Raw genomic sequence first — 20,330 nt, 5'->3', positions numbered from 1 at the left:
TCGGCGGGCGGGCCGTACCCGCGCGGGTACGGGCGGCTCCGTATCCTCCCCGCCCCCGCCGTGACCGGCGCCGACGCGGGCGTCCGGCGGGTCTCTTCGGCCCCGGGACTCAACTGCGCCGTCCTGATAAGGCACTCTTGTCCCCGTGCCCGAACCCGCAACGAACAACGCCCATCCGCACACCGCGACCCTGCGCCGCCTGGAGCAGTCGTCCGGCCGGCTCGCCGCCAACGCCATCGCGCGCATGGACGAGACACTGCCCTGGTACCGGGCGATGCCCCCGGAGAACCGGTCGTGGATCGGTCTGGTCGCCCAGGCCGGTATCGCCGCGTTCACCGAGTGGTTCCGGCACCCGGACACCCCTCAGGCGATCTCCACCGATGTCTTCGGCACCGCCCCGCGCGAGCTGACGCGGGCGATCACCCTGCGCCAGACCGTGGAAATGGTGCGGACCACGATCGAGGTCATGGAGACGGCGATCGAGGAGGTGGCCGCCCCCGGCGACGAGTCGGTGCTGCGCGAGGCGCTGCTCGTGTACGCCCGGGAGATCGCCTTCGCGACCGCCCAGGTGTACGCGCAGGCCGCCGAGGCGCGCGGGGCGTGGGACGCCCGGCTGGAGTCGCTGGTCGTCAACGCGGTCCTGTCGGGCGAGGCGGACGAGGGCGCGGTCTCCCGGGCCGCCGCGCTCGGCTGGAACTCGCCGGACCGGGTCTGCGTCATCCTCGGCACCGCGCCCGACGGCGACAGCGAGCTGACGGTGGAGGCGATCCGGCGGGCGGCCCGGCACGCCAAGCTCCAGGTGCTCACCGGGGTGCTCGGCGACCGTCTGGTGGTGATCGCGGGCGGCAGCGACCATCCGCTCCAGGTCGCGAAGTCGCTGATCGGGCCGTTCGCGGCCGGGCCGGTGGTGGCCGGGCCCGTGGTGCCGGACCTGCTGGCCGCGACCCGGTCGGCGCAGGCGGCGGCGGCCGGGCTCAAGGCGTGCGCCGCCTGGCAGGACGCCCCGCGCCCGGTTCTGGCGGACGATCTGCTTCCGGAGCGGGCCATCGCCGCCGACCCCGCCGCCCGCGAGCAGCTGGTGGAGGAGATCTACAGACCGCTGGAGGAGGCGGGCTCCGCGCTGCTGGAGACGCTGAGCGTCTACCTGGAGCAGGCGAGCAGCCTGGAGGGCGCGGCGCGGATGTTGTTCGTCCACCCCAACACCGTGCGCTACCGGCTACGACGTGTGACTGACGTCACCGGTTGGTCACCCTCCGATGTCCGGTCCGCCTTCACACTGCGGATCGCCCTCATCCTCGGGCGGCTGGCCGACGGGGACACCCACTCCTAGCGTTTTGTGGGACACCAACAAACTCCCTGACGGTTCTTCGTCCCTGTCCCCACGGGCGGCAAGGGCGGTGGTCGAGAGAGAGTGTGAGAGTGCTCGTACTCGTAGCTCCCGGCCAGGGCGCCCAGACGCCCGGCTTCCTCACTCCCTGGCTCGACCTCCCCGGCGCGGCGGAACTCGTCGAGGGCTGGTCCACGGCCATCGGCCTCGATCTGGCCCACTACGGCTCCCACGCCGGCGCGGACGAGATCCGCGACACGGCGGTGGCGCAGCCGCTGCTGGTCGCGGCCGGTCTGCTGGCCGCGCGGGAACTCGGCGCGCTCTCCCCGGACGTCGTCGCCGGGCACAGCGTCGGTGAGATCACCGCCGCCGCGCTCGCGGGTGTGCTGGACGAGACCGCCGCACTCGGTTTTGTCCGCACCCGCGGGCTGGCGATGGCCGATGCCGCGGCCGTGACCGAGACGGGGATGTCGGCCGTGCTCGGGGGCGACCCCGAGGCCGTCCTCGCCCATCTGGAGGGGCTCGGCCTGACCGCCGCCAATGTGAACGGCGCCGGCCAGATCGTGGCCGCGGGCACCGCGGAACAGCTGGCGGCGCTCGGCGCGGACAAGCCCGACAAGGCCCGGGTGATCCCGCTGAAGGTGGCCGGGGCCTTCCACACGACGCACATGGCGCCCGCCGTCGCCGTCCTCTCCGAGGCCGCGGCGAAGCTGACGCCCGCCGATCCCCGGCTGTCGTATGTCTCCAACAAGGACGGGCGGACCGTCGCCACCGGCGCCGAGGTCGTCGAGCGCCTGGTCGGCCAGGTGGCCAACCCGGTGCGCTGGGATCTCTGCATGGAGACCTTCGCGGCCCGGGGTGTCACGGCGCTGATCGAGGTGTGCCCGGGTGGCACCCTGACGGGGCTGGCCAAGCGTGCCCTGCCGGGTGTGAGGACGCTCGCGCTGAAGACCCCGGACGATCTCGACGCGGCCCGTGCGCTCGCCGCCGAGCACGCGACGGCCTGACACCGGCCCGAAGCAGCTGACAAGGAGAGCCGAGAAGATGGCGAAGATCAGGCCCAGCAAGGGCGCCCCGTACGCGCGGATCATGGGTGTGGGCGGCTACCGTCCCGTCCGGGTCGTGCCGAACGAGGTGATCCTGGAGAAGATCGACTCTTCCGACGAGTGGATCCGCTCCCGCTCGGGCATCGCCACCCGGCACTGGGCCTCCCCCGAGGAGACGGTGGCCGCGATGTCCCTGGAGGCATCGGGCAAGGCCATCGCCGACGCGGGGATCACCCCGGAGCAGATCGGTGGCGTCATCGTCGCCACGGTCTCCCACTTCAAGCAGACTCCCGCGGTGGCCACCGAGATCGCGGACAAGCTCGGCACGAAGAGGCCGGCCGCCTTCGACATCTCGGCGGGCTGTGCGGGCTTCGGCTACGCACTGTCCCTGGCCCGGAGCATGGTCACCGATGGTTCCGCCGAATACGTCCTGGTCATCGGGGTGGAGCGGCTGAGCGATCTGACCGATCCGGAGGACCGGGCGACCGCGTTCCTCTTCGGCGACGGCGCGGGCGCCGTGGTCGTGGGCCCCGCCAAGGAGCCGATGATCGGCCCCACGGTCTGGGGCTCGGAGGGCGACAAGTCCGACACCATCATGCAGACCGTGCCGTGGACGGACTACCGCGACGGCACCGTCGAGCGGTTCCCCGCCATCACCCAGGAGGGCCAGGCGGTCTTCCGCTGGGCCGTCTTCGAGATGGCCAAGATCGCCCAGCAGGCGCTGGACGCGGCCGGGATCACCGCCGACGACCTGGACGTCTTCATCCCGCACCAGGCCAATATGCGGATCATCGACTCGATGGTGAAGACCCTCAAACTGCCGGAGCACGTCACGGTCGCGCGTGACGTGGAAACCACCGGCAACACCTCCGCCGCCTCGATCCCGCTCGCCATGGAGCGGCTTCTGGCGACCGGACAGGCCAAGAGCGGCGACACGGCGCTCGTCATCGGCTTCGGGGCGGGTCTCGTCTACGCGGCTACGGTCGTTACCCTCCCCTAGTCAACCGGATCTTTCCCGGGCCGGTTCCCCGCCGGTCCCGGGCCGGTATCCCCGGAGTGGTATCCGGAATTTTCCGGACACCACACCCTCTTATACACATCGAAGGAGCGCCACTATGGCCGCCACGCAGGAAGAGATCGTCGCCGGTCTCGCGGAGATCGTGAACGAGATCGCCGGTATCCCGGTCGAGGACGTCAAGCTGGACAAGTCCTTCACCGACGACCTGGACGTGGACTCCCTGTCCATGGTCGAGGTGGTCGTCGCCGCCGAAGAGCGCTTCGAGGTCAAGATCCCGGACGACGACGTCAAGAACCTGAAGACGGTCGGCGACGCCGCGGAGTACATCGCGAAGCACCAGTCCTGACCCTGGCCGAGGGCTGAACGCGCTGGTCGCCGCCTTGCGGTGACGCCGTACATATTCAGTGCACCCCCTACACGTGGAGAATGAATTCCTGTGAACTCGACCAATCGCACCGTGGTCGTCACCGGTATCGGCGCAACCACACCGTTGGGTGGCGACAGCGCGTCAACCTGGGAGGGTCTGCTCGCCGGACGCTCCGGAGCCAGGCTCCTGGACGACGAGCGCTTCGCCGAGCTGCCGGTACGGATCGCCGCCACCGCGGCGGTCGACCCGAGTGAGGTCCTGCCCCGGCCGCTCGCCCGCAAGCTGGACCGGTCGGCGCAGTTCGCGCTGATCGCCGCCCGTGAGGCCTGGGCGGACGCCGGTTACACCGCCCCCGCCGGGGACGAGGGACCCATCGAGCCCGAGCGGCTCGGCACGGTCGTCGCGTCCGGCATCGGCGGTGTGACCACCCTGCTCGACCAGTACGACGTACTGAAGGAGAAGGGCTCGCGGCGGGTCTCCCCGCACACCGTGCCCATGCTCATGCCGAACAGTCCCTCGGCCAACGTGGGCCTGGAGGTGAACGCCCGCGCGGGCGTCCACTCCACCGTCTCCGCCTGCGCCTCGGGCGCCGAGGCCATCGGCTACGCCGTGGAGATGATCCGCACCGGCCGCGCCGACGTCGTCGTCGCCGGCGGCACGGAGGCGGCGATCCACCCGCTGCCCGTGGCGGCGTTCGCGAGCATGATGGCCATGTCCAAGAACAACGAGGACCCCGAGCGCGCCTCGCGCCCGTACGACAAGGGCCGGGACGGCTTCGTCCTCGGCGAGGGCGCCGGTGTGGTCGTGCTGGAGTCGGCGGAGTTCGCCGCCCGGCGCGGTGCCCGCGTCTACTGCGAGGTGCTGGGGCAGGGCCTGTCGGCCGACAGCCACCACATCGCCCAGCCGGAGCCCGGGGGCCGCGGCATCGCCGCCGCCCTGCGGAACCTGCTGGACAGCTCCGACCTCAAGCCCGAGCAGATCGTGCATCTGAACGCGCATGCCACCTCGACCCCGCAGGGCGACGTGGCGGAGATCAAGGCGCTGCGCCAGGTCCTCGGCGACGACCTCGACCATGTCGCCGTCTCGGCGACCAAGTCGATGACGGGTCATCTGCTGGGCGGCGCCGGCGGCATCGAGACGGTGGCGACGGTGCTGGCGCTGTACCACCGGACCGCCCCGCCGACCATCAACTGCGACGAGCTGGACCCGGAGGTCGACGCCGACGTCGTGCGCGGTGCGCCGCGCGCGCTGCCGGAGGGCACGATCGCCGCGATCAACAACTCGTTCGGCTTCGGCGGCCACAACGTGGTCCTGGCGTTCCGGTCGGTCTGACACCCGTACCGCCGTACCGCTCATGCCGAAGGCCCGTGCCCCCCGGGGTGCGGGCCTTCGGCCGTCGCGGCACCGCCGGGCGAGGCGCTTCAGACGACCTGGTGCAGCCAGCGGACCGGGGCGCCCTCACCCGCGTACCGGAACGGCTCCAGCTCGTCGTCCCAGGGCTTGCCCAGCAGCTTCTCGATCTCGGCCGCGAGTCCCGTCCCGTCCCGCGCGGACCGCTCCAGCGCCGCCCGCAGCCGGTCCTCGGGGATGAGGATGTCGCCGTGCATCCCGGTGACGGCGTGGAAGATCCCCAGCTCGGGGGTGGCGCTGTACCGCTCGCCCTCGGCCTGGGCGCACGGCTCGGCGGTCACCTCGAACCGCAGCAGATGCCAGCCGCGCAGGGCGGACGCCAGCCGGGCCGCCGTCCCCGCCTCGCCCCGCCAGGAGAACTCGGCCCGCAGGGTGCCCGGCGCGGCGGGCTGGCGGACCCAGTCCAGCTGGACCCGTACCCCGAGGACGCCCGCGACCGCCCATTCGACATGCGGACAGAGCGCGCGCGGGGCGGAATGAACGTACAGAACGCCACGTGTCGTCACCGGGACCTCCAGTGTGGGACGAGGATCGCCTTCCCAGCGGCCTCAGTAAACAGCATCGGGAGTTAATCTCCACAAAAGGGACAGTATGTGACGTGATGTAATTTACCGAAACGCCGGGCCGTCGGGCCGCCGGAGGCGAAGCCTCCGCGCCGGCGGGGATCCAGACCGGGGACCGACCGGGAACCGACGGGGAAAAGCTACCGTGCACGGCTGCCCCCGGGGTGACGTAATCTCGGTCCCGGAGCCGTACGCACCATGCTTTCACTCGGCAGGACCTCGGGGGCAGTCGATTCGGAGGGGAAACCGGGATGGACGAGACCCAGGGGGTCGCAGTGGGTTCGCGGGGCCGGACGGGCCGGCGGGCAGGACGAGCGCCACGGGGGCGCGGAGCCGGGGTGGCACTGGCCGCCGCCGCGGTGCTCACCACGGGGACGCTGACGGCATGTGACGCGTCGTCCGACAGCCAGACCCACGGGGCGCCCGCCAAGAAGCGCACCGCCCCCGTATGGAACCGCAGCCCCGACTCGATCGCCGCCGTCGGCGACTCCATCACGCGCGCGTTCGACGCCTGCCTGGTGCTCTCGGACTGCCCCGAGGCGTCCTGGGCGACCGGCACCGACAAGGGCGTGCGCAGTCTGGCGATGCGGCTGATCGGCGGGGAGCCGGCCACGATCGCCCAGCGGAGCTGGAACTTCGCCCGGACCGGCGCGCAGGTCGCCGATCTCACCCGGCAGATGACGCAGGCGGGCAAGCGCCGACCCGAACTGGTGACGGTGCTCGTCGGCGCCAACGACGCCTGCGCGCAGACGGCGGGGACGATGACCCCCGTCGCGGACTTCCGGGCCTCCTTCAGCGGGGCGATGCGGGAGTTGCGGCGTACGGCGCCGAAGGCCCAGGTGTACGTCTCCAGCGTGCCCGATCTGCACCGGCTCTGGGCCACCGGCAAGGACGACCCGCTGGGGCGGGCGGTGTGGAAGCTGGGCATCTGCTCCTCGATGCTGGGCGACGCGGAGGACACCAGCGCCCGGGCGGAGCGGCGCCGCGCCGACGTCCAGGAGCGGGTGGTGGCCTACAACGACGTCCTGAAGGACATCTGCGCCAAGGACACCCGCTGCCGCTACGACGGCGGGGCGGTGTTCGACTACCGCTTCGGGGAGAAGCTGCTGAGCCGGTGGGACTGGTTCCATCCGAGCAAGGACGGCCAGGGCGTGCTGGCGGACATCGCCTATCGGAACATCACGGCGGAACGGCCGCCGGTGTAGCCGCCTTTCGCCGCGGGGGGCGCCGGAACCGGCGGCGTGCGGTGATCGTCCTCCTGGTCTGAGCGGGGCTGGCCAGAAGGACGATCATCCGGTGATACTTCCGCCACCCCTCGACGGAAGGATTCCGTATGTCCCCGATACGTGCCCGCGCCACCGTGGCCGGCACAGCGTTCGCCGCCGCTCTCGTCCTGGCCGTGCCGGGCCCGGCGGCGGCCGCGCCGGCGCCGGGCCCGGAAGGCGGCCCGCGGGCCGCCGTCGCCCCGACGGTGGAGGAGGCCCGGCTGTCGCTGGCCGTCCCCCAGGAGATCCTGCGGCGGAGCGGATTCGCGCCGGTGGCACCGGAGTTCGGCCGCGCGCTCCAGCGGGCCGGCTCGTACGGGCAGGCCCGCAGGGTGGTCGACCGCCATGCCTCGGAGCTGTGGGAGCGGGCGGTGGACCGGGCCCAGGGGCGCGGCCCCGCGCTGGGCGATCTGAGCCGCGACGACGACCGTCCGCTGTACTGGGCACGGCTGGGGATGACCCGCGAACTGCGCCAGTGGCAGCCGTCGTTCCCGCTGACCGGGGAGCGGCGGGCCGCCCTGCTGGCGGGCCTGGAGCGGTCCTCGCGCGGCCAGGACTCGATGGACTTCCCCGAGCGTGGGCGCGGGGACGGGCACCGGGGCAAGGCGCTGAAGCGGGTCGTGGTGACGGGCTTCGACCCCTTCACGCTCGACCGGGACATCCGGATCAGCAATCCGTCGGGGGCCACCGCGCTGGCGCTGGACGGCACCGTGATCCGTACGGCCGGCGGCCCGGCGGTCGTCCAGGCGGCCGTCTTCCCCGTCCGCTGGCAGGACTTCGCGGACGGGACGGTGGAGCGGACCCTGCGCGAACGGCTCCCGGAGGCCGACCTGTTCACCACGGTCAGCCAGGGGCGTCCCGGCCGCTTCGACATCGAGCGCCACAACGGGGCCTGGCGCGGCGGCTTCCCGGACAACGAGAACGTCTCGCGGACGGAGACGGTCCCGGTGGCCGACCCGGCCACGCAGCCGCAGTGGACGCGCTCCACGCTGCCGGTGGCGGCGATCACGGCCGCGCCCACGGGGCGTTTCCCGGTGCTCGACAACACCTCCGTGCAGGAGATCCCGGCGGGCGGCAGTACGCCGGTCGTCAGCCCCGGCGGGCCGACGCCGGGGTCCGTGGCCCGTCAGGGCGGCGGCGGGAACTACCTGTCGAACGAGATCGCGTACCGGGCGACGCTGCTGCGGGACCGGCTGGGTCTGGACACCCCGGGCGGCCATGTCCACACGCCGGTGCTGGAGTTCGGCGCGGGGAACACCACCGAGATCACCGACCCGGCCTTCCTGAAGAACCGGCAGGACATCGTGGGCCAGGTGCGGGAGATCATCGAGGTGGCGGCCGGGGCGTGAGCCGAGGGGCGTGACACGACGGGGGTCCGGCGGTCGCCGCCGGGCCCCTTTCGTACGGCCGGGGCCCGCCGGTGAAACGTATCGGCGGTCCCGCTGGGGGCCGTTGGCGCGGACCCGGCGTCCGATCATGGTTCCGCGGTGTCCGGCCAGGGGTAGCGTTCTGAGGTGCCACGGCAAAGCCGCCCGGGGCGCAGCGACCGTCAGGACGGGCGAGAAGACCGCCGAAACCGGCAGGGGGACACGACCGTGATCAGTCAGCAGGGTGACGGAGCCATCCGGAGCGGGGGGCGCCGGTGAGTGGCCAGGAAGCGCACGAGGCACGGTTGCTCCCCTGGTCGACGCCCGAGGGCAAACCCTGCTATCTCGACAGCGACGGCAGTGGTTACATCTCCCGGGTCGCCGACACCATCGAGAGCGTCCAGCTCGGTCTGGCGGGTGATCTGCTCGACCACGCCGACGACCTGCTCGCGGAGGACGAGATCCCGCCCGACCAGCTCCGGCTGGTGATGGCCCAGCTGACGGAGGCCCTGCGGAACGTGCACCGGATCGCGCAGAGCCGGGGCGCGCGGCTGCCGCTCGACCCGGACGGCTATCCCTGACCCGGGCCGCCGGTGCCGGACCGGGCCGACCCGGGTGATCATGGGGGGATGAAGGCAGCCGCAGCGCAGTTCTCCCCCGTACCCGCCGATGTCGAGGGCAACGCCCGGACCGTCGCCGGACTCGTCCGGTCGGCCGCCGGGCGCGGTGCCCGGCTCGTGGTCTTCGCCGAACTGGCGCTGACCGGCTACGACCTGGAGCTGATCGCCGCGGATCCCGGTCTGTGGCTGACCGAGGACGACGCCCGGCTGGAGCCGGTGCGGCGGGCCTGCCGGGAGACGGGGACGGCGGCCGTGGTCAACGCGGTGGTCCGCACGGACGGGTCGCGCCCCGCGATCACCTCGCTGGTCGTCGGCCCGGCGGGGACCCTGCTGACCCGGTACGACAAGCGGCATCTGCACGGCCGGGAGCTGGAGCTGTTCCAGGCGGGCGAGCGGGACGGGCGGTTCGTCCTCGACGGGGTCGGGGTGGCGCTCGCGGTCTGCTACGACAACCGCTTCCCCGAGCTGGCCGAGCGGGCGGCCGCGGACGGCTGCACGGTGTACGCGGCCAGTTCGGCGCTGGAGCGGGGGAACGACTCGTTCACGACCGTCTATCCGGTCCGCGCCCGGGAGTTCGGGCTCCAGGTCGTCCTGGCCAATCTGGTGGGCGACTGGGAGGTCGGGCCGTGCCCCGGCGACAGCGCGGTGTGGGGTCCGGACGGCACCCTGCTGGCCACGGCGGGCGGGTCGGATCCGGGCCTCGCGGTGGCGCAGGTCCCGGATCCGGTGAGCCGCTGACCGGCTAGCCGGCGTACGGATTGCCGGGGACGGGGCCGCCGCCCTGCTGGTACGGGGTGCCCTGCGGGTGCGGGGTGCCCTGGGCGTACAGGTGGCCGGGGTCCTGGTCCGGGGCGGCCCGGTCCGGGCCCGCGTCCACGGCGTCGCCGTCCCCGGGGGCGTCCGGCCGCAGCTCGCGCACCATCAGGGTCGCTCCCGCCACCGCGCCCGGCATCAGGAACACCGCCACGAACGGCACCAGGAAGGCCAGGGCCAGCGGCACCCCGAAGCCCAGCGTCATCATCCGCCGCTCCCGCAACAGCCGCAGCCGTTCCTTCAGTTCGACGCCGCGCCGCTGGAGGGCGACCGCCGCCAGCTCCTCCGTGAGGAAGTAGCCGGTGACGCAGAACCCGAGGACGGGGACGACGGTCTGCCCGACGACCGGGATGAATCCGGCGGCGAAGAGCAGCACCCCGTACAGCCCCACCCGGATCAGGATCCGCAGCGAGTCGCGGCCGGAGATCCACAGGTCGCGCCAGAGCGGCAGTCCCGACTCGGGGACGTGCCCGCCCTCGCCGCGGTCCACGTCCTCGGAGAGCGATTCGTAGAACGGCTGCCCGACCAGCAGGGTGACGGCCGTGAACGTGATCACCGCGAGGAAGAGTCCGAGCACCCAGAGCAGGGCGGTCAGAAAGCCCCGGAAGAGGCCGAGCCAGGGCGAGGACCAGTCGTCGGCGAACGGCGTGGCCCAGCCGATCAGGTCGCTGCCGCCCCAGGCGAGCGCGGCGAACGCGGCCGCGTACAGGAGAAGTGTCACCAGGCCGGGCAGCAGTCCGATGCCGAGCCGGCGGCCTCGGCTGCCGACCCAGCGCTGGCCCTTGATCAGATAGCCGAAACCCACCCCAAGATCGCGCATGGGGCCACCTTATCGGGCGCCACCGCACCCGCCCCGGGGGTGTTTCTTGGTGGTGACAGGGTGGTGACACGAAAAATCAAGCCCTTGATTGTTGCCGTGACCTGGCGGTAAACCCTCCGTCAGCGGCAACCGCGGTCCGGCGACGGTCCACGGTGGTCCGCCCCCGACCCACGGAGGTACCACGCATGGGCATATCCAGACCTGTTCTGGCCGCCACCGCCGCGCTCACCGGCGTCGTCCTGCTGGCCCCGGTCCCCGCGACCGCCGTCCCCGGCCAGCCGCCCCAGCCGGAGGGCACGCACCCCGTCCGCGACCGGGGCAACGCCGACCCGGTCTTCACGAAACTGCCGCGTGCGGCCGCCGCCGCGGAGGCCCCGGCCGCGCGGAGCCACCAGACCGGCACCGCCTACCCCCGGCGCACGGTGCTGACGGTCCCGCCGGTCAACGCGGCGGACAAGTCCATCAAGCTGGGCCTCGCCCCGTACCACTCCCTCGCTCCCCGCCTCAACGAACTCCAGAAGCTCGGCGACCGGGTGAGCGTGGAGCTGGCCGGGAAGTCCGCCACCGGGCGCGATCTCTATCTCGTCACCGTCACCGCGCCGGAGAGCGCCGCCCAGGTCCGCGACCAGGAGCGGATGCGGGAGCGGATCGAGAACTCCCCGGCGTCGGCGGCGCGCGACCGGCGGATCGCCGCCACGTACAAGACGCCCGTCTTCTTCAACAACAACATCCACGGGAACGAGTGGGAGGGCACCGACGCGGCCCTGAAGCTCATCGAGGAGCTGGCGAAGGCCAACGACGCGAAGACCCGGGAGCTGCTGGCGAAGAACCGGATCCATCTCAATGTGAGCGCCAACCCGGACGGCCGGGTCGCCGGGACCCGGGCCAACGCCCAGGGCTTCGACCTGAACCGGGACTTCATCACCGCCACCCAGCCCGAGACCCGGGCCATCCGGAAGATCGCCATCGAGAAGCAGCCCGCCGTGATGCTCGATCTGCACGGCTATGTCAACGGCACGCTGATCGAGCCGACGACCCCGCCGCACGGCGAGAACTACGAGTACGACCTCTTCCTGAAGAACTCCTACGCCAACGCGCTGGGCATGGAGAAGGCCGTCAACGCACTCGGCTACACGGAGGCGAAGGACGGTGTCCGGCCGGCCGAGATCCCCTTCCGGGACTGGGCGGAGGGCTGGGACGACTGGCCGCCGATCTTCACCCCGCAGTACATGCCCTTCCAGGGGGCGGTGGCCTCGCACACCATCGAGTTCCCGATGCGGGTCAACAACCGGGACTACGACGCCCTGCCGGTGGCGGAGCTGCGCCGGCGGTCCGCGATCAACACCGACATCGCGGGCGCGGCCATGCGGGCGACGCTGGAGTACACCCGTACCCACCGCGGTTCGCTGATCGCCGACCAGATCGAGACCTTCCGGCGGGGCGCGGCGGGTGAGGCGCAGCGGACGATCTCGCCGGAGACCGTGCCGGGCGTGCCCGGTATCGGCCCGGAGGACGTCTACACGGCGACCTTCCCCCGCGCGTACGTCATCCCGGCGGGGCGCGGCCAGCGCAGCGCGGTGGCGGCGGCCCGGCTGGTGGACCATCTGGTCGCCAACGATGTCCGCGTGGAGCGGGCGGTGCTGCCGTTCCGGCTGGACGGGACGGTCCACGCGGCCGGTTCGTACGTGGTCGACATGCGCCAGCCCAAGCGCGGCATCGCCAATGTGATGCTCGCGGACGGCCGGGACATCAGCGCCGACGTGGCGGCGATGTACGACATCTCGGGGTGGAGCCTCGGCCGGCTGTGGGGCGCGACCGTGCACCGGGCCGAGCGGGGGGAGCTGCGGCTGCTGAGCCGTACGGTCCGGGAGGCGGCGCCCACCGGTTCGGTCGCGCACCGGGGCGACCTGCGGCTGGAGCTGTCCGACCCCAAGGAGCTGGAGGCGGTGAACGCGCTGCTGGCGCAGGGCGTCGCGGTCCGGCGTACGGGGGACGGCGCGGCGATCGTGGCGGCGTCGGCGCGCACGAAGGCGGAGCGGCTCGCCGAGCGGCTCGGTGTGCGTTTCACGGCGGCGCGGGAGCGGGGCACGACCGCGCTGGAGCGGACCCGGGTGGCGGCGTCGGTGACGGCGGGCGAGCTGTTCGCGCTGCGGGAGATGGGCTTCGACGTGGTGCCCGTGTCGACGTCCGTCCTGAACGCGGGCTTCGACTGGAAGGGCGTGGACTCGCTGATCGTCTCGACGGGTCTGAGCCACGCCGCTCTGACGCCGGCGGCGCGGGACGCGTTCACGCGGAGCGGGGTCGGCGTGGTCGGTGTCGGCACCGGCGGCGCGGCCTTCACCGGTGCGGCGGGGCTGCTCGACGCCACGGCGGTGGCGGGCAACGGGGACGCGAACGGCGTGGTCCGGGTGGTCAACAAGGGCGGCACGATCACGGGTGGCACGCAGCCGCACGCGTTCGTCTACGAGCCGGTCTGGTTCACGGGCCTCGGCAAGGGCGTCCGGGTGGACCAGGCGTACGGCGGCGGCAATCCGCTGCTGTCGGGCCACTGGCGGGCGACCGCCGATGGGACGGGCGGTCCGGCGGACGCGGCGGGGAAGCCGTCGGTCGTCAGCGGGACGTCGGCAAGCGGGGTGCCGGTGACGCTGTTCGGTACGGAACCGCTCTTCCGCAGTCACCCGAAGGGTACGTTCGCGCAGGTGGGACGGGCTCTGCTGAACCACTGACCTGCTGGTGAACGCCTGAGGGCCGTGCTCCCCGTGGTGACGGGGGGCACGGCCCTCAGGCATGGTCCGTGGCGGGCGGAGGGGCCGACGGTCCGGGCCAAGGGGTCAGATGGAGACGACCATCTTGCCCGTGTTCCGGCCGCGCATCATGCCGATGAACGCCTCGTAGCCGTTCTCGATGCCCTCGACGACGGTCTCGTCGTACGTCAGCTCCCCGGAGGCCAGCCAGCCGGCCACGTCCTTGACGAACTGGGGCTGGAGGTTGCGGTGGTCGTTGACGAGCAGGCCCTCCAGGCGCAGCCGCTTCATGATGATCAGCGGCAGGTTGCGCGGTCCGGGCGCGGCCTCGGTCTCGTTGTAGACCGAGATCATGCCGCAGATGGCGACGCGGCCGTGGACGTTGAGCGAGGTGAGGGCCGCTTCCAGGTGGTCGCCGCCGACGTTGTCGAAGTAGACGTCGATGCCGTCGGGGGCGGCCTTCGGCAGCTGCTCCGCGACCGGGGCGTCCTTGTAGTTGAACGCGGCGTCGAAGCCGTACTTCTCCGTCAGCAGCGCGACCTTCTCGGCGGAGCCGGCGGAGCCGATCACCCGCGAGGCGCCCTTGATCCGCGCCAGCTGGCCGACCAGGCTGCCGACCGCGCCGGCGGCGCCGGAGACGAAGACGGAGTCGCCCTCCTTGAAGCCGGCGACCTCGAAGAGGCCCGCGTACGCGGTGAGTCCGGGCATGCCGAGGACGCCGAGGTAGGCGGAGAGCGGGGCGAGGCCCGGGTCGACCTTGGTGGCCTGCCCGGCCGGGACCTCGGCGTACTCGCGCCAGCCGAGGAAGTGCAGCACGTGGTCGCCGACGGCGAAGCCCTCGGCCGCCGAGGCGACGACCTCACCGACCGCGGCGCCCTCCATGGGGTGGTCGAGCTGGAAGGGGGGCATGTACGACTTCACGTCGTTCATCCGGCCGCGCATGTACGGGTCGACCGAGAAGTGGCTGTTGCGCACCAGGATCGTGCCCTGGGCGGGCTCGGTCACGGGGACCTCGCGCAGGGCGACGTCCTCCTCCTTGGGCCAGCCGTGCGGGCGGGCGACGAGATGCCATTCACGACCGGTCGCGGGGAGTGCGGACATGGCTGGGTGGCCTCCTGCGTTCTCTGTGCTGCGGGTATTTATTTCAGGTTGTGAAACAACCATGCTCCTTCATATTTCATGTTGTCAAGTATCGGAGTAGGCTGGGTGTCATGGCCAGCAGCTCACGTCCGGATCCGCTCACCCTCGACGTCATCGACCTCATCGGCACGGTCGTGGCCCGCTATACGGCGGAGTACGACCACGCCGCCGCGCAGTACGCGCTGACCGGCTCCCAGGCGAAGGTGCTGGGGCTGCTCTCCCTGGAGCCCCTGCCGATGCGCCGGATCGCCCAGCGGCTGAAGTGCGAGCCCTCGAACGTCACGGGGATCGTGGACCGGCTGGAACTGCGCGGTCTGGTGGAGCGGCGGCCCGATCCGCACGACCGCCGGGTCAAGGTCGCCGCCGCGACCGAGGAGGGCGTGGGCACGGTCGGCAGGCTCCGCGAATCCCTGGACTTCGCGCGGGAGCCGCTGGGCCGGCTCTCCGAGGAGGAGCGGCGGACCCTGCGGGATCTGCTGCTGCGGATGCTGGGCGAGGAACCGGGCGACCGCGGCCCGGGGACACAGGAGACACCACAGACACCGGAGGCATCGGGCACCGGCACCGGCGGCCACTGACCCGTCCCGCCCTCCCGCCGGGACGGCAGGATGGCGGGACGGCAGGATGGCGGGACGGCAGGATGGCGGGACGGCAGGATGGCGGGCATGACGACCGCCTCGCCCCTCGGGCCGCTCGACTTCCAGCTCGTCCTGCTCCGCCGGATGGCCGACTTCCAGCCGGAGCTGGTCGAGGAAGCCCGCCGCGAGCTGGACGTCTCCACCGCACGGATGCGCGAGGCCAACCGCCGCTGGCAGGCGCTCGTCCACGCGCCCCGGGGCCGGGGCGCGCTCGGCCGCTACCGGTCGGTGCTCGGCCCGCCGGAGCACCGGGAGCGGCGCCGGATCGGCGACCTGGAGTGCGAGGCGCTGCGCTGGCCGGTGCCCCTGTGGCCCTCGCTGCGCTTCGAGGTGCTGGCCGACGCCCGGTCCGCGGCGGTGTGGAACGAGTGGCTGGTACGGGCCCCGGGGGCACCCGCCCCCGCCCTGCGCACCGCCGCCGATCTGACCCCGTGGTCCTGCGTGGTGGACGAGGTGGCGCGCGCGTTCGGCCCGGCGGCCCCGCTGGAGGGGTCGGCGCCCACCCGGTGGCGGCTCGCGCTGACCCTGCCGGGCGGGGAGCGGGCGGTGGCCGAGTTCACCTGGGGCCTCCTCCAGCGCCTCGCCTGACCCCCGGACCGCCCCCGGACCACCCCCGGACCACCCCCGGACCCCGCTCCCGAGGGGGCCGCGGCGCGGAGCCCTCCCCCGTACCCGGTCAAGCGGACACACCGTCATCTGGCGGAATGTCAGCGCCGTACCCCCCGACCGGCCCACTCAGCGCGCGCCGCCGCACCCCCCGCCGGACGATGCCTTCAGGGACCGCACCGGGGAAGGATCCGTCGTGACCGTCAGTCTTGACCAGCTGCGCCGCTGCCACATCGCCGTCGATCTGGGCGCGGCCCGCACCAGGGTCTTCGTCAAGGGCGTCGGACTCGTCGTGGACGAGCCGAGCGTCGCCGCCGTGAACACCCGCAACGGCGCGCTCATCGCCGTCGGCGCGCTCGCCGAGAAGATGACCGGCCGCACCCCCGACTACATCCGCGTGGTGCGCCCGATCTCCGGCGGCACCGTCGTGGACATCGAGATGGCCCAGCGGATGATCCGCCACCTCCTCGGCGAGAAGCTCCGCCGCCAGCTGCGCCGCAAGCCCCGGCTGCGGGCCGCCGCCTGCACCCCCCATCTGAGCGACCCGCTCGCCCAGCGGGCCTCCGTGGAGACCCTGGTCGGACTGGGCGCACGCCGGGTGGAGCTGGTGGACACCCTGATCGCCGCCGCCGTCGGCTGCGGGCTCCCGGTGGAGCAGCCCACCGCCACCATGATCATGGTGTGCGGGGCGGCCACCACCCAGATCGCGGTCCTCTCGCTGGGGTCCATCGTCACCGCCGAGCGGATCCCGGTCGGCGGCAACGTCATCGACAACGCGGTGATCCAGCATCTGCGGACCCAGCACGAGCTGATGCTGCCGAGCCAGTCCGTACGCCCGCTCCAGGTCGCGTTGCACGGCAACGGGCTCCACTCGCACGGGCCGGAGTCCACCGAGATCCACGGCCGGGACGTCGCCACCGGCCTCGCCCGCTCCGTCCAGGTCGACACCGCCGCCGTACGGAACGCCATCCACACCCCGCTGACGTCGGTCATCGACGGCATCGGCAAGGTGCTGCGGGACTGCCCGCCCGACCTGGTCGCCGACCTCGCCGACCGGGGGATCACGATGGTCGGCGGGAGCGCCCTGCTGCCCGGCTTCGACCAGATGCTGCGGGACGCCACCGGGATGCCGGTACAGATCGCGGACCGGCCGGACGTCTGCGCCGTGCTCGGTCTCGGGGCGATGCTGGAGGGCAGGATCCAGCCACTGGCGCTCAGTACGCTGCCGGAGGTGGAGGAGTGAGCCCCGGGACGGCTGGGGCGGGGTGAGCGGACCGGACCGGCCGGGCGGGCCCGAAGGACCGGGCACGGGGGACGGCAACGGGAATGGGAATGGGAATGGGAATGGGGACGGCAACGGGCCCCGGCTGCCCCGGCTCCTCGAAGCCGTCCTCGGCGTCGGCACCGACCTCGGCCTCGCCGAGACGCTCCAGCGCCTGGTGGACACCGCGACCGAGCTGACCGGCGCCCGCTACGGCGCCCTCGGCGTGATCGACGCCGAACGCGACACCCTCAGCGCGCTGTACACCTCGGGCCTGACCGAGGAGGAGCGGGACCGGATCGGCGCGCTCCCCGGCGGCGGCTCGGGCCTGGTCGGACTGCTGCTGCGGGAGCCCCGGCCGCTCCTGATCCACGACCTGTCGGCCGACCCCCGCTCCTCCGGCGTCCCCGAGGGCCACCCCCCGATGAACGATCTGATCGGGGTGCCGATCCGGGTCGAGTCCGAGGTCTTCGGCAATCTCTACCTCTCCGGGAAGCACGAGGGCGCCTTCACCGGGGAGGACATGGCCGTCCTGCGGGTCCTCGGCTCGCAGGCGGGGATCGCGATCGGCAACGCCCGGCTGTACGGGACGGCCCGGCAGCGCGAGCGCTGGATCGAGGGCGCGGCGGCCGTCACCACCGCGCTGCTGACCGGGGTGAGCCCCGAGGACGCCCTGCGGACCGTCGCCGAACAAGCCAGGATGCTCGCGGACGCGGCGGCCGGCGTGGTGCTCCAGCCCACCGGCGACGGCGGGATGGAGATCGTCGTCGCGAGCACCCCGGACGCAGCGGACGAGGACGGGAGGGACGGCACGGACGGTCTCGTCGGCGTCACCATCGCCCCGGGCTCCCCCGTCCTCGTCCAGCTCCTCGGCGGTGAGCCCGTCTTCGTCGACGACTCGGCGTCCGACCCCCGGATGACCACCTCGGTACGGTCCCGCTTCGGCCCCTCGATGATGCTGCCGCTCCAGAGCGGGGGGCGGCTGATCGGCACGCTCGCGCTGCCCCGGTCCCGGCAGGGGCGTCCGTACACCGCCGTGGAACGGCTGCTGGCCTCGCAGTTCGCCTCCCAGGCGGCACTGGCCCTGGTGCTCGCGGACGCCCAGCAGGACCGGGCCAGGCTCGCGGTGTACGAGGACCGCGACCGGATCGCCCGGGATCTGCACGACCTGGTGGTGCAGCGGCTGTTCGCGACCGAGATGATGCTGGAGTCGACCCGGCGGCGGGCGGCCGGCGAGGACCCCGCCGCCGACGAGCTGCTGGGCCGGGCCGTGGACGAGCTGGACTCGACCATCCAGGAGGTGCGGACGGCGATCGTCGCGCTCCAGCAGCCGCCCGCCGACGCCCCGGCGGGCCTGCGCGGCCTGGTGCTGCGGGAGACGTCGGGCGCGGCGGCGGTCCTCGGCCTCCGGCCGTCGGTGCGGTTCGTGGGCGCCGTGGACACCCTCGTGCCCGAGGCCGCCGGGCGGCGGCTGCTGACGGCGCTGCGGGAGGCGCTCGCGGCGGTACGGGAGCGGGCGGAGGTGTCGTCCGTGACGGTGGAGGTCGACGCGACGACCCGGCCGGGCGACGGGCGGCCGGGGGTGCGGCTGACGGTGACGGACGACGGCCTGCGCGGCGGGTCCGGGGACCGGGGCACGACGGTCGCCCGCGAGTTCCCGTACTGACCGTCTCCGCACCGTCCGAAGGACCTAGGCTGCGGGCGCGAGGACATGATCCGGATCGTCTCCACGGAGACCTCCACGGCCCCGGAGAGGGAGAACAGCGAGTGAGCGATCTCTTCCCCGCCCTGTACACCGCGCCCGAACGGCCCGCGCTCCGCTTCGACGGACGGCGGCTGACCTACGGGCGGCTGGCCCGGGCCGCCACCGCCCTGGCGGCCCGGATCGCCGGGGCCGACCGGGTCGCGCTCTGGGCCACCCCCACCCCGGAGGCGGTCGTGGGCGTGGTCGCCGGGCTGCTCGCCGGCGTACCGGTGGTGCCGCTGAACCCGCGTACGGGGGAACGCGAACTGGCGCACATCGTCGCGGACAGCGCGCCGTCGGTGGTGCTGGTCTGCCCCGGCGTGCCCCTGCCGCCCCTGCTCGGCGCGCTGTTCACCATCGAGGTGAGCACCGGCGTGAGCGACGGGGTGAGCGACGGGGTGAGCAGCGAGGTGAGCGACGGGCCGGCGGCGGGAAGGGCCCGGGAGCACGACCCGCTCTCCCCCGCGCTGGTCGTCTACACCTCGGGCACCACCGGCCCGCCCAAGGGCGCGGTCCTGCCCCGGCGGGCGATCGCCGCGAATCTCGACGCGCTCGCCGAGGCATGGGCGTGGACCGGCGACGACGTCCTGGTGCACGCGCTGCCGCTGTTCCATGTGCACGGGCTGGTCCTGGGCGTCCTGGGGCCGCTGCGCCGGGGCGGCGAGCTGCGCCACCTGGGCCGGTTCTCGGCGGCGGGCGTGGCACGGGAGCTGGCGGACGGCGGCACGATGCTGTTCGGCGTGCCGACCATGTACCACCGGCTGGCGGAGGTCGTCGACGACGATCCGGCGCTGCGGCGGGCGCTGGCGGGCGCCCGGCTGCTGGTCTCCGGCTCGGCGGCGCTGCCCCTGCGCGACCACAGGCGAATCAAAGCGGCGACGGGCCGCCGGGTGATCGAGCGGTACGGCATGACCGAGACGCTGATCACCACGAGTGTGCGGCCGGACGGGGACGCGCGGCCGGGCTCGGTCGGGCCGCCGCTGAGCGGTGTCGGGCTGCGGCTGGTGGACGACGACGGCACGGTCCTCGACGCGGCCGACGGGGAGACCATCGGCGAAGTGCAGGTCCGGGGCGAGCAGTTGTTCCGGGGCTATCTGAACCGGCCCGACGCGACCGCCGCCGCGCTGGACGGCGACTGGTTCCGTACCGGCGACATGGCGGTGCGGTACGCGGACGGCTCGGTGCGGATCGTCGGCCGCCGGGCCACCGACCTGATCAAGAGCGGCGGGTACAAGATCGGGGCGGGGGAGATCGAGAACGCGCTGCTGAACCACCCCGGGGTGCGGGAGGCCGCCGTCACCGGCGAGCCCGACGACGATCTCGGGGAGCGGGTGGTGGCCTGGGTCGTCGCGGCGGAGGGCGCGGACCGGCCGTCGGCGCGGGAGCTGTCGGACCATGTGGCGGACCAGCTGGCACCGCACAAGCGGCCCCGCGACGTCCGGTTCCTGCCGGAGCTGCCCCGTAACGACATGGGCAAGGTCATGAAGCGGGCGCTGACGGCCCCCGCGCCCTGACTCCTCATCCTGGCGCCGGGACCGTGACCCTGCCGCCGGACCGTCCCCGGCGCCTGGCCGGGCCCCG

Annotated in this window: 18 protein-coding genes; 15 read left to right on the top strand and 3 right to left on the bottom strand. The window is 73.1% G+C overall.

The genetic code is table 11. The annotated features are described in order from the left end of the window. Window positions 1–145 precede the first annotated feature (145 nt). From SYYSPA8_RS06300 to fabF, 5 genes are all read left to right on the top strand, one after another. Window positions 146–1,330: a PucR family transcriptional regulator gene (locus tag SYYSPA8_RS06300; RefSeq protein ID WP_323445943.1), complete on the top strand. Its 1,185-nt coding sequence runs from the start codon at window positions 146–148 to the stop codon at window positions 1,328–1,330. An 89-nt stretch (window positions 1,331–1,419) separates the two neighbouring features. After that, on the top strand, window positions 1,420–2,334 hold the full coding sequence (locus SYYSPA8_RS06295) for an ACP S-malonyltransferase (protein WP_323445942.1): 915 nt from the start codon (window positions 1,420–1,422) through the stop codon (window positions 2,332–2,334). 37 nt (window positions 2,335–2,371) lie between these two features. After that, window positions 2,372–3,373, top strand: coding sequence for a ketoacyl-ACP synthase III (locus tag SYYSPA8_RS06290; protein WP_323445941.1), 1,002 nt, complete (start codon window positions 2,372–2,374; stop codon window positions 3,371–3,373). A 115-nt stretch (window positions 3,374–3,488) separates the two neighbouring features. After that, complete coding sequence (locus tag SYYSPA8_RS06285) at window positions 3,489–3,737, top strand: acyl carrier protein (protein ID WP_323445940.1); 249 nt, start codon at window positions 3,489–3,491, stop codon at window positions 3,735–3,737. A 90-nt stretch (window positions 3,738–3,827) separates the two neighbouring features. After that, a complete protein-coding gene (gene fabF / locus SYYSPA8_RS06280; RefSeq protein ID WP_323445939.1) occupies window positions 3,828–5,090 on the top strand; it encodes a beta-ketoacyl-ACP synthase II in 1,263 nt (420 codons plus the stop codon). A gap of 89 nt (window positions 5,091–5,179) precedes the next feature. On the opposite strand, the gene SYYSPA8_RS06275 is transcribed toward fabF, so the two are convergent. Continuing rightward, window positions 5,180–5,674, bottom strand: a complete 495-nt coding sequence (locus SYYSPA8_RS06275) for a DUF3145 domain-containing protein (protein ID WP_323445938.1) — start codon at window positions 5,672–5,674, stop codon at window positions 5,180–5,182. A gap of 308 nt (window positions 5,675–5,982) precedes the next feature. Here SYYSPA8_RS06275 and SYYSPA8_RS06270 point away from each other — a divergent pair, with 308 nt between their 5' ends. The 4 genes from SYYSPA8_RS06270 (at window position 5,983) to SYYSPA8_RS06255 (ending at window position 9,721) form a co-directional block, all read left to right on the top strand. After that, window positions 5,983–6,936 (top strand): SGNH/GDSL hydrolase family protein, encoded by a 954-nt coding sequence (locus SYYSPA8_RS06270; protein ID WP_323445937.1) that lies wholly within the window; start codon window positions 5,983–5,985, stop codon window positions 6,934–6,936. 128 nt (window positions 6,937–7,064) lie between these two features. After that, window positions 7,065–8,345 carry a pyroglutamyl-peptidase I family protein gene (locus SYYSPA8_RS06265; RefSeq protein ID WP_323445936.1) on the top strand — a complete coding sequence of 427 codons (1,281 nt, stop codon included), beginning with the start codon at window positions 7,065–7,067 and terminating at the stop codon, window positions 8,343–8,345. Window positions 8,346–8,638: 293 nt separating this feature from the next. Then, window positions 8,639–8,944 carry a hypothetical protein gene (locus SYYSPA8_RS06260; RefSeq protein ID WP_323445935.1) on the top strand — a complete coding sequence of 102 codons (306 nt, stop codon included), beginning with the start codon at window positions 8,639–8,641 and terminating at the stop codon, window positions 8,942–8,944. Between the two features lie 48 nt (window positions 8,945–8,992). Beyond that, window positions 8,993–9,721, top strand: a complete 729-nt coding sequence (locus SYYSPA8_RS06255; protein WP_323445934.1) for a carbon-nitrogen hydrolase family protein — start codon at window positions 8,993–8,995, stop codon at window positions 9,719–9,721. A 4-nt stretch (window positions 9,722–9,725) separates the two neighbouring features. On the opposite strand, the gene SYYSPA8_RS06250 is transcribed toward SYYSPA8_RS06255, so the two are convergent. Beyond that, window positions 9,726–10,616 (bottom strand): EI24 domain-containing protein, encoded by an 891-nt coding sequence (locus SYYSPA8_RS06250; RefSeq protein WP_323445933.1) that lies wholly within the window; start codon window positions 10,614–10,616, stop codon window positions 9,726–9,728. A 185-nt stretch (window positions 10,617–10,801) separates the two neighbouring features. Between SYYSPA8_RS06250 and SYYSPA8_RS06245 the strand changes: the two genes are divergently transcribed. After that, a complete protein-coding gene (locus SYYSPA8_RS06245; protein ID WP_323445932.1) occupies window positions 10,802–13,342 on the top strand; it encodes a M14 family zinc carboxypeptidase in 2,541 nt (846 codons plus the stop codon). A 105-nt stretch (window positions 13,343–13,447) separates the two neighbouring features. On the opposite strand, the gene SYYSPA8_RS06240 is transcribed toward SYYSPA8_RS06245, so the two are convergent. Further along, on the bottom strand, window positions 13,448–14,461 hold the full coding sequence (locus tag SYYSPA8_RS06240; protein WP_323445931.1) for an NADP-dependent oxidoreductase: 1,014 nt from the start codon (window positions 14,459–14,461) through the stop codon (window positions 13,448–13,450). A 110-nt stretch (window positions 14,462–14,571) separates the two neighbouring features. On the opposite strand from SYYSPA8_RS06240, the gene SYYSPA8_RS06235 reads away from it, so the two are divergent. The 5 genes from SYYSPA8_RS06235 (at window position 14,572) to SYYSPA8_RS06215 (ending at window position 20,263) form a co-directional block, all read left to right on the top strand. After that, window positions 14,572–15,078 (top strand): MarR family winged helix-turn-helix transcriptional regulator, encoded by a 507-nt coding sequence (locus SYYSPA8_RS06235; RefSeq protein WP_323445930.1) that lies wholly within the window; start codon window positions 14,572–14,574, stop codon window positions 15,076–15,078. Window positions 15,079–15,156: 78 nt separating this feature from the next. Continuing rightward, window positions 15,157–15,726 carry a hypothetical protein gene (locus SYYSPA8_RS06230; protein ID WP_323445929.1) on the top strand — a complete coding sequence of 190 codons (570 nt, stop codon included), beginning with the start codon at window positions 15,157–15,159 and terminating at the stop codon, window positions 15,724–15,726. A gap of 214 nt (window positions 15,727–15,940) precedes the next feature. Continuing rightward, window positions 15,941–16,987 carry a rod shape-determining protein gene (locus SYYSPA8_RS06225; RefSeq protein WP_323445928.1) on the top strand — a complete coding sequence of 349 codons (1,047 nt, stop codon included), beginning with the start codon at window positions 15,941–15,943 and terminating at the stop codon, window positions 16,985–16,987. Window positions 16,988–17,111: 124 nt separating this feature from the next. Next, window positions 17,112–18,671 (top strand): sensor histidine kinase, encoded by a 1,560-nt coding sequence (locus SYYSPA8_RS06220; protein WP_323446325.1) that lies wholly within the window; start codon window positions 17,112–17,114, stop codon window positions 18,669–18,671. A 101-nt stretch (window positions 18,672–18,772) separates the two neighbouring features. Further along, on the top strand, window positions 18,773–20,263 hold the full coding sequence (locus tag SYYSPA8_RS06215) for an acyl-CoA synthetase (RefSeq protein WP_323445927.1): 1,491 nt from the start codon (window positions 18,773–18,775) through the stop codon (window positions 20,261–20,263). The last annotated feature ends 67 nt before the right edge of the window (window positions 20,264–20,330 follow it).

Origin of the sequence: Streptomyces yaizuensis (genome assembly GCF_034961445.1) — a bacterium.
Classification (GTDB): Bacteria; Actinomycetota; Actinomycetes; order Streptomycetales; family Streptomycetaceae; genus Streptomyces; species Streptomyces yaizuensis.
The sequence above is the reverse complement of the archived record's forward strand: the minus strand, read 5'-3'. Positions and strand labels throughout refer to the sequence as shown.

Bases quoted from the DNA above. Each gene is read 5' to 3' on its own strand.
- SYYSPA8_RS06290 (WP_323445941.1), top strand. From the start codon at position 2,372: ATGGCGAAGATCAGGCCCAGCAAGGGCGCCCCGTACGCGCGGATCATG.
- SYYSPA8_RS06285 (WP_323445940.1), top strand. From the start codon at position 3,489: ATGGCCGCCACGCAGGAAGAGATCGTCGCCGGTCTCGCGGAGATCGTG.
- SYYSPA8_RS06270 (WP_323445937.1), top strand. From the start codon at position 5,983: ATGGACGAGACCCAGGGGGTCGCAGTGGGTTCGCGGGGCCGGACGGGC.
- SYYSPA8_RS06265 (WP_323445936.1), top strand. From the start codon at position 7,065: ATGTCCCCGATACGTGCCCGCGCCACCGTGGCCGGCACAGCGTTCGCC.
- SYYSPA8_RS06255 (WP_323445934.1), top strand. From the start codon at position 8,993: ATGAAGGCAGCCGCAGCGCAGTTCTCCCCCGTACCCGCCGATGTCGAG.
- SYYSPA8_RS06250 (WP_323445933.1), bottom strand. From the start codon at position 10,616: ATGCGCGATCTTGGGGTGGGTTTCGGCTATCTGATCAAGGGCCAGCGC.
- SYYSPA8_RS06245 (WP_323445932.1), top strand. From the start codon at position 10,802: ATGGGCATATCCAGACCTGTTCTGGCCGCCACCGCCGCGCTCACCGGC.
- SYYSPA8_RS06240 (WP_323445931.1), bottom strand. From the start codon at position 14,461: ATGTCCGCACTCCCCGCGACCGGTCGTGAATGGCATCTCGTCGCCCGC.
- SYYSPA8_RS06235 (WP_323445930.1), top strand. From the start codon at position 14,572: ATGGCCAGCAGCTCACGTCCGGATCCGCTCACCCTCGACGTCATCGAC.
- SYYSPA8_RS06230 (WP_323445929.1), top strand. From the start codon at position 15,157: ATGGCGGGCATGACGACCGCCTCGCCCCTCGGGCCGCTCGACTTCCAG.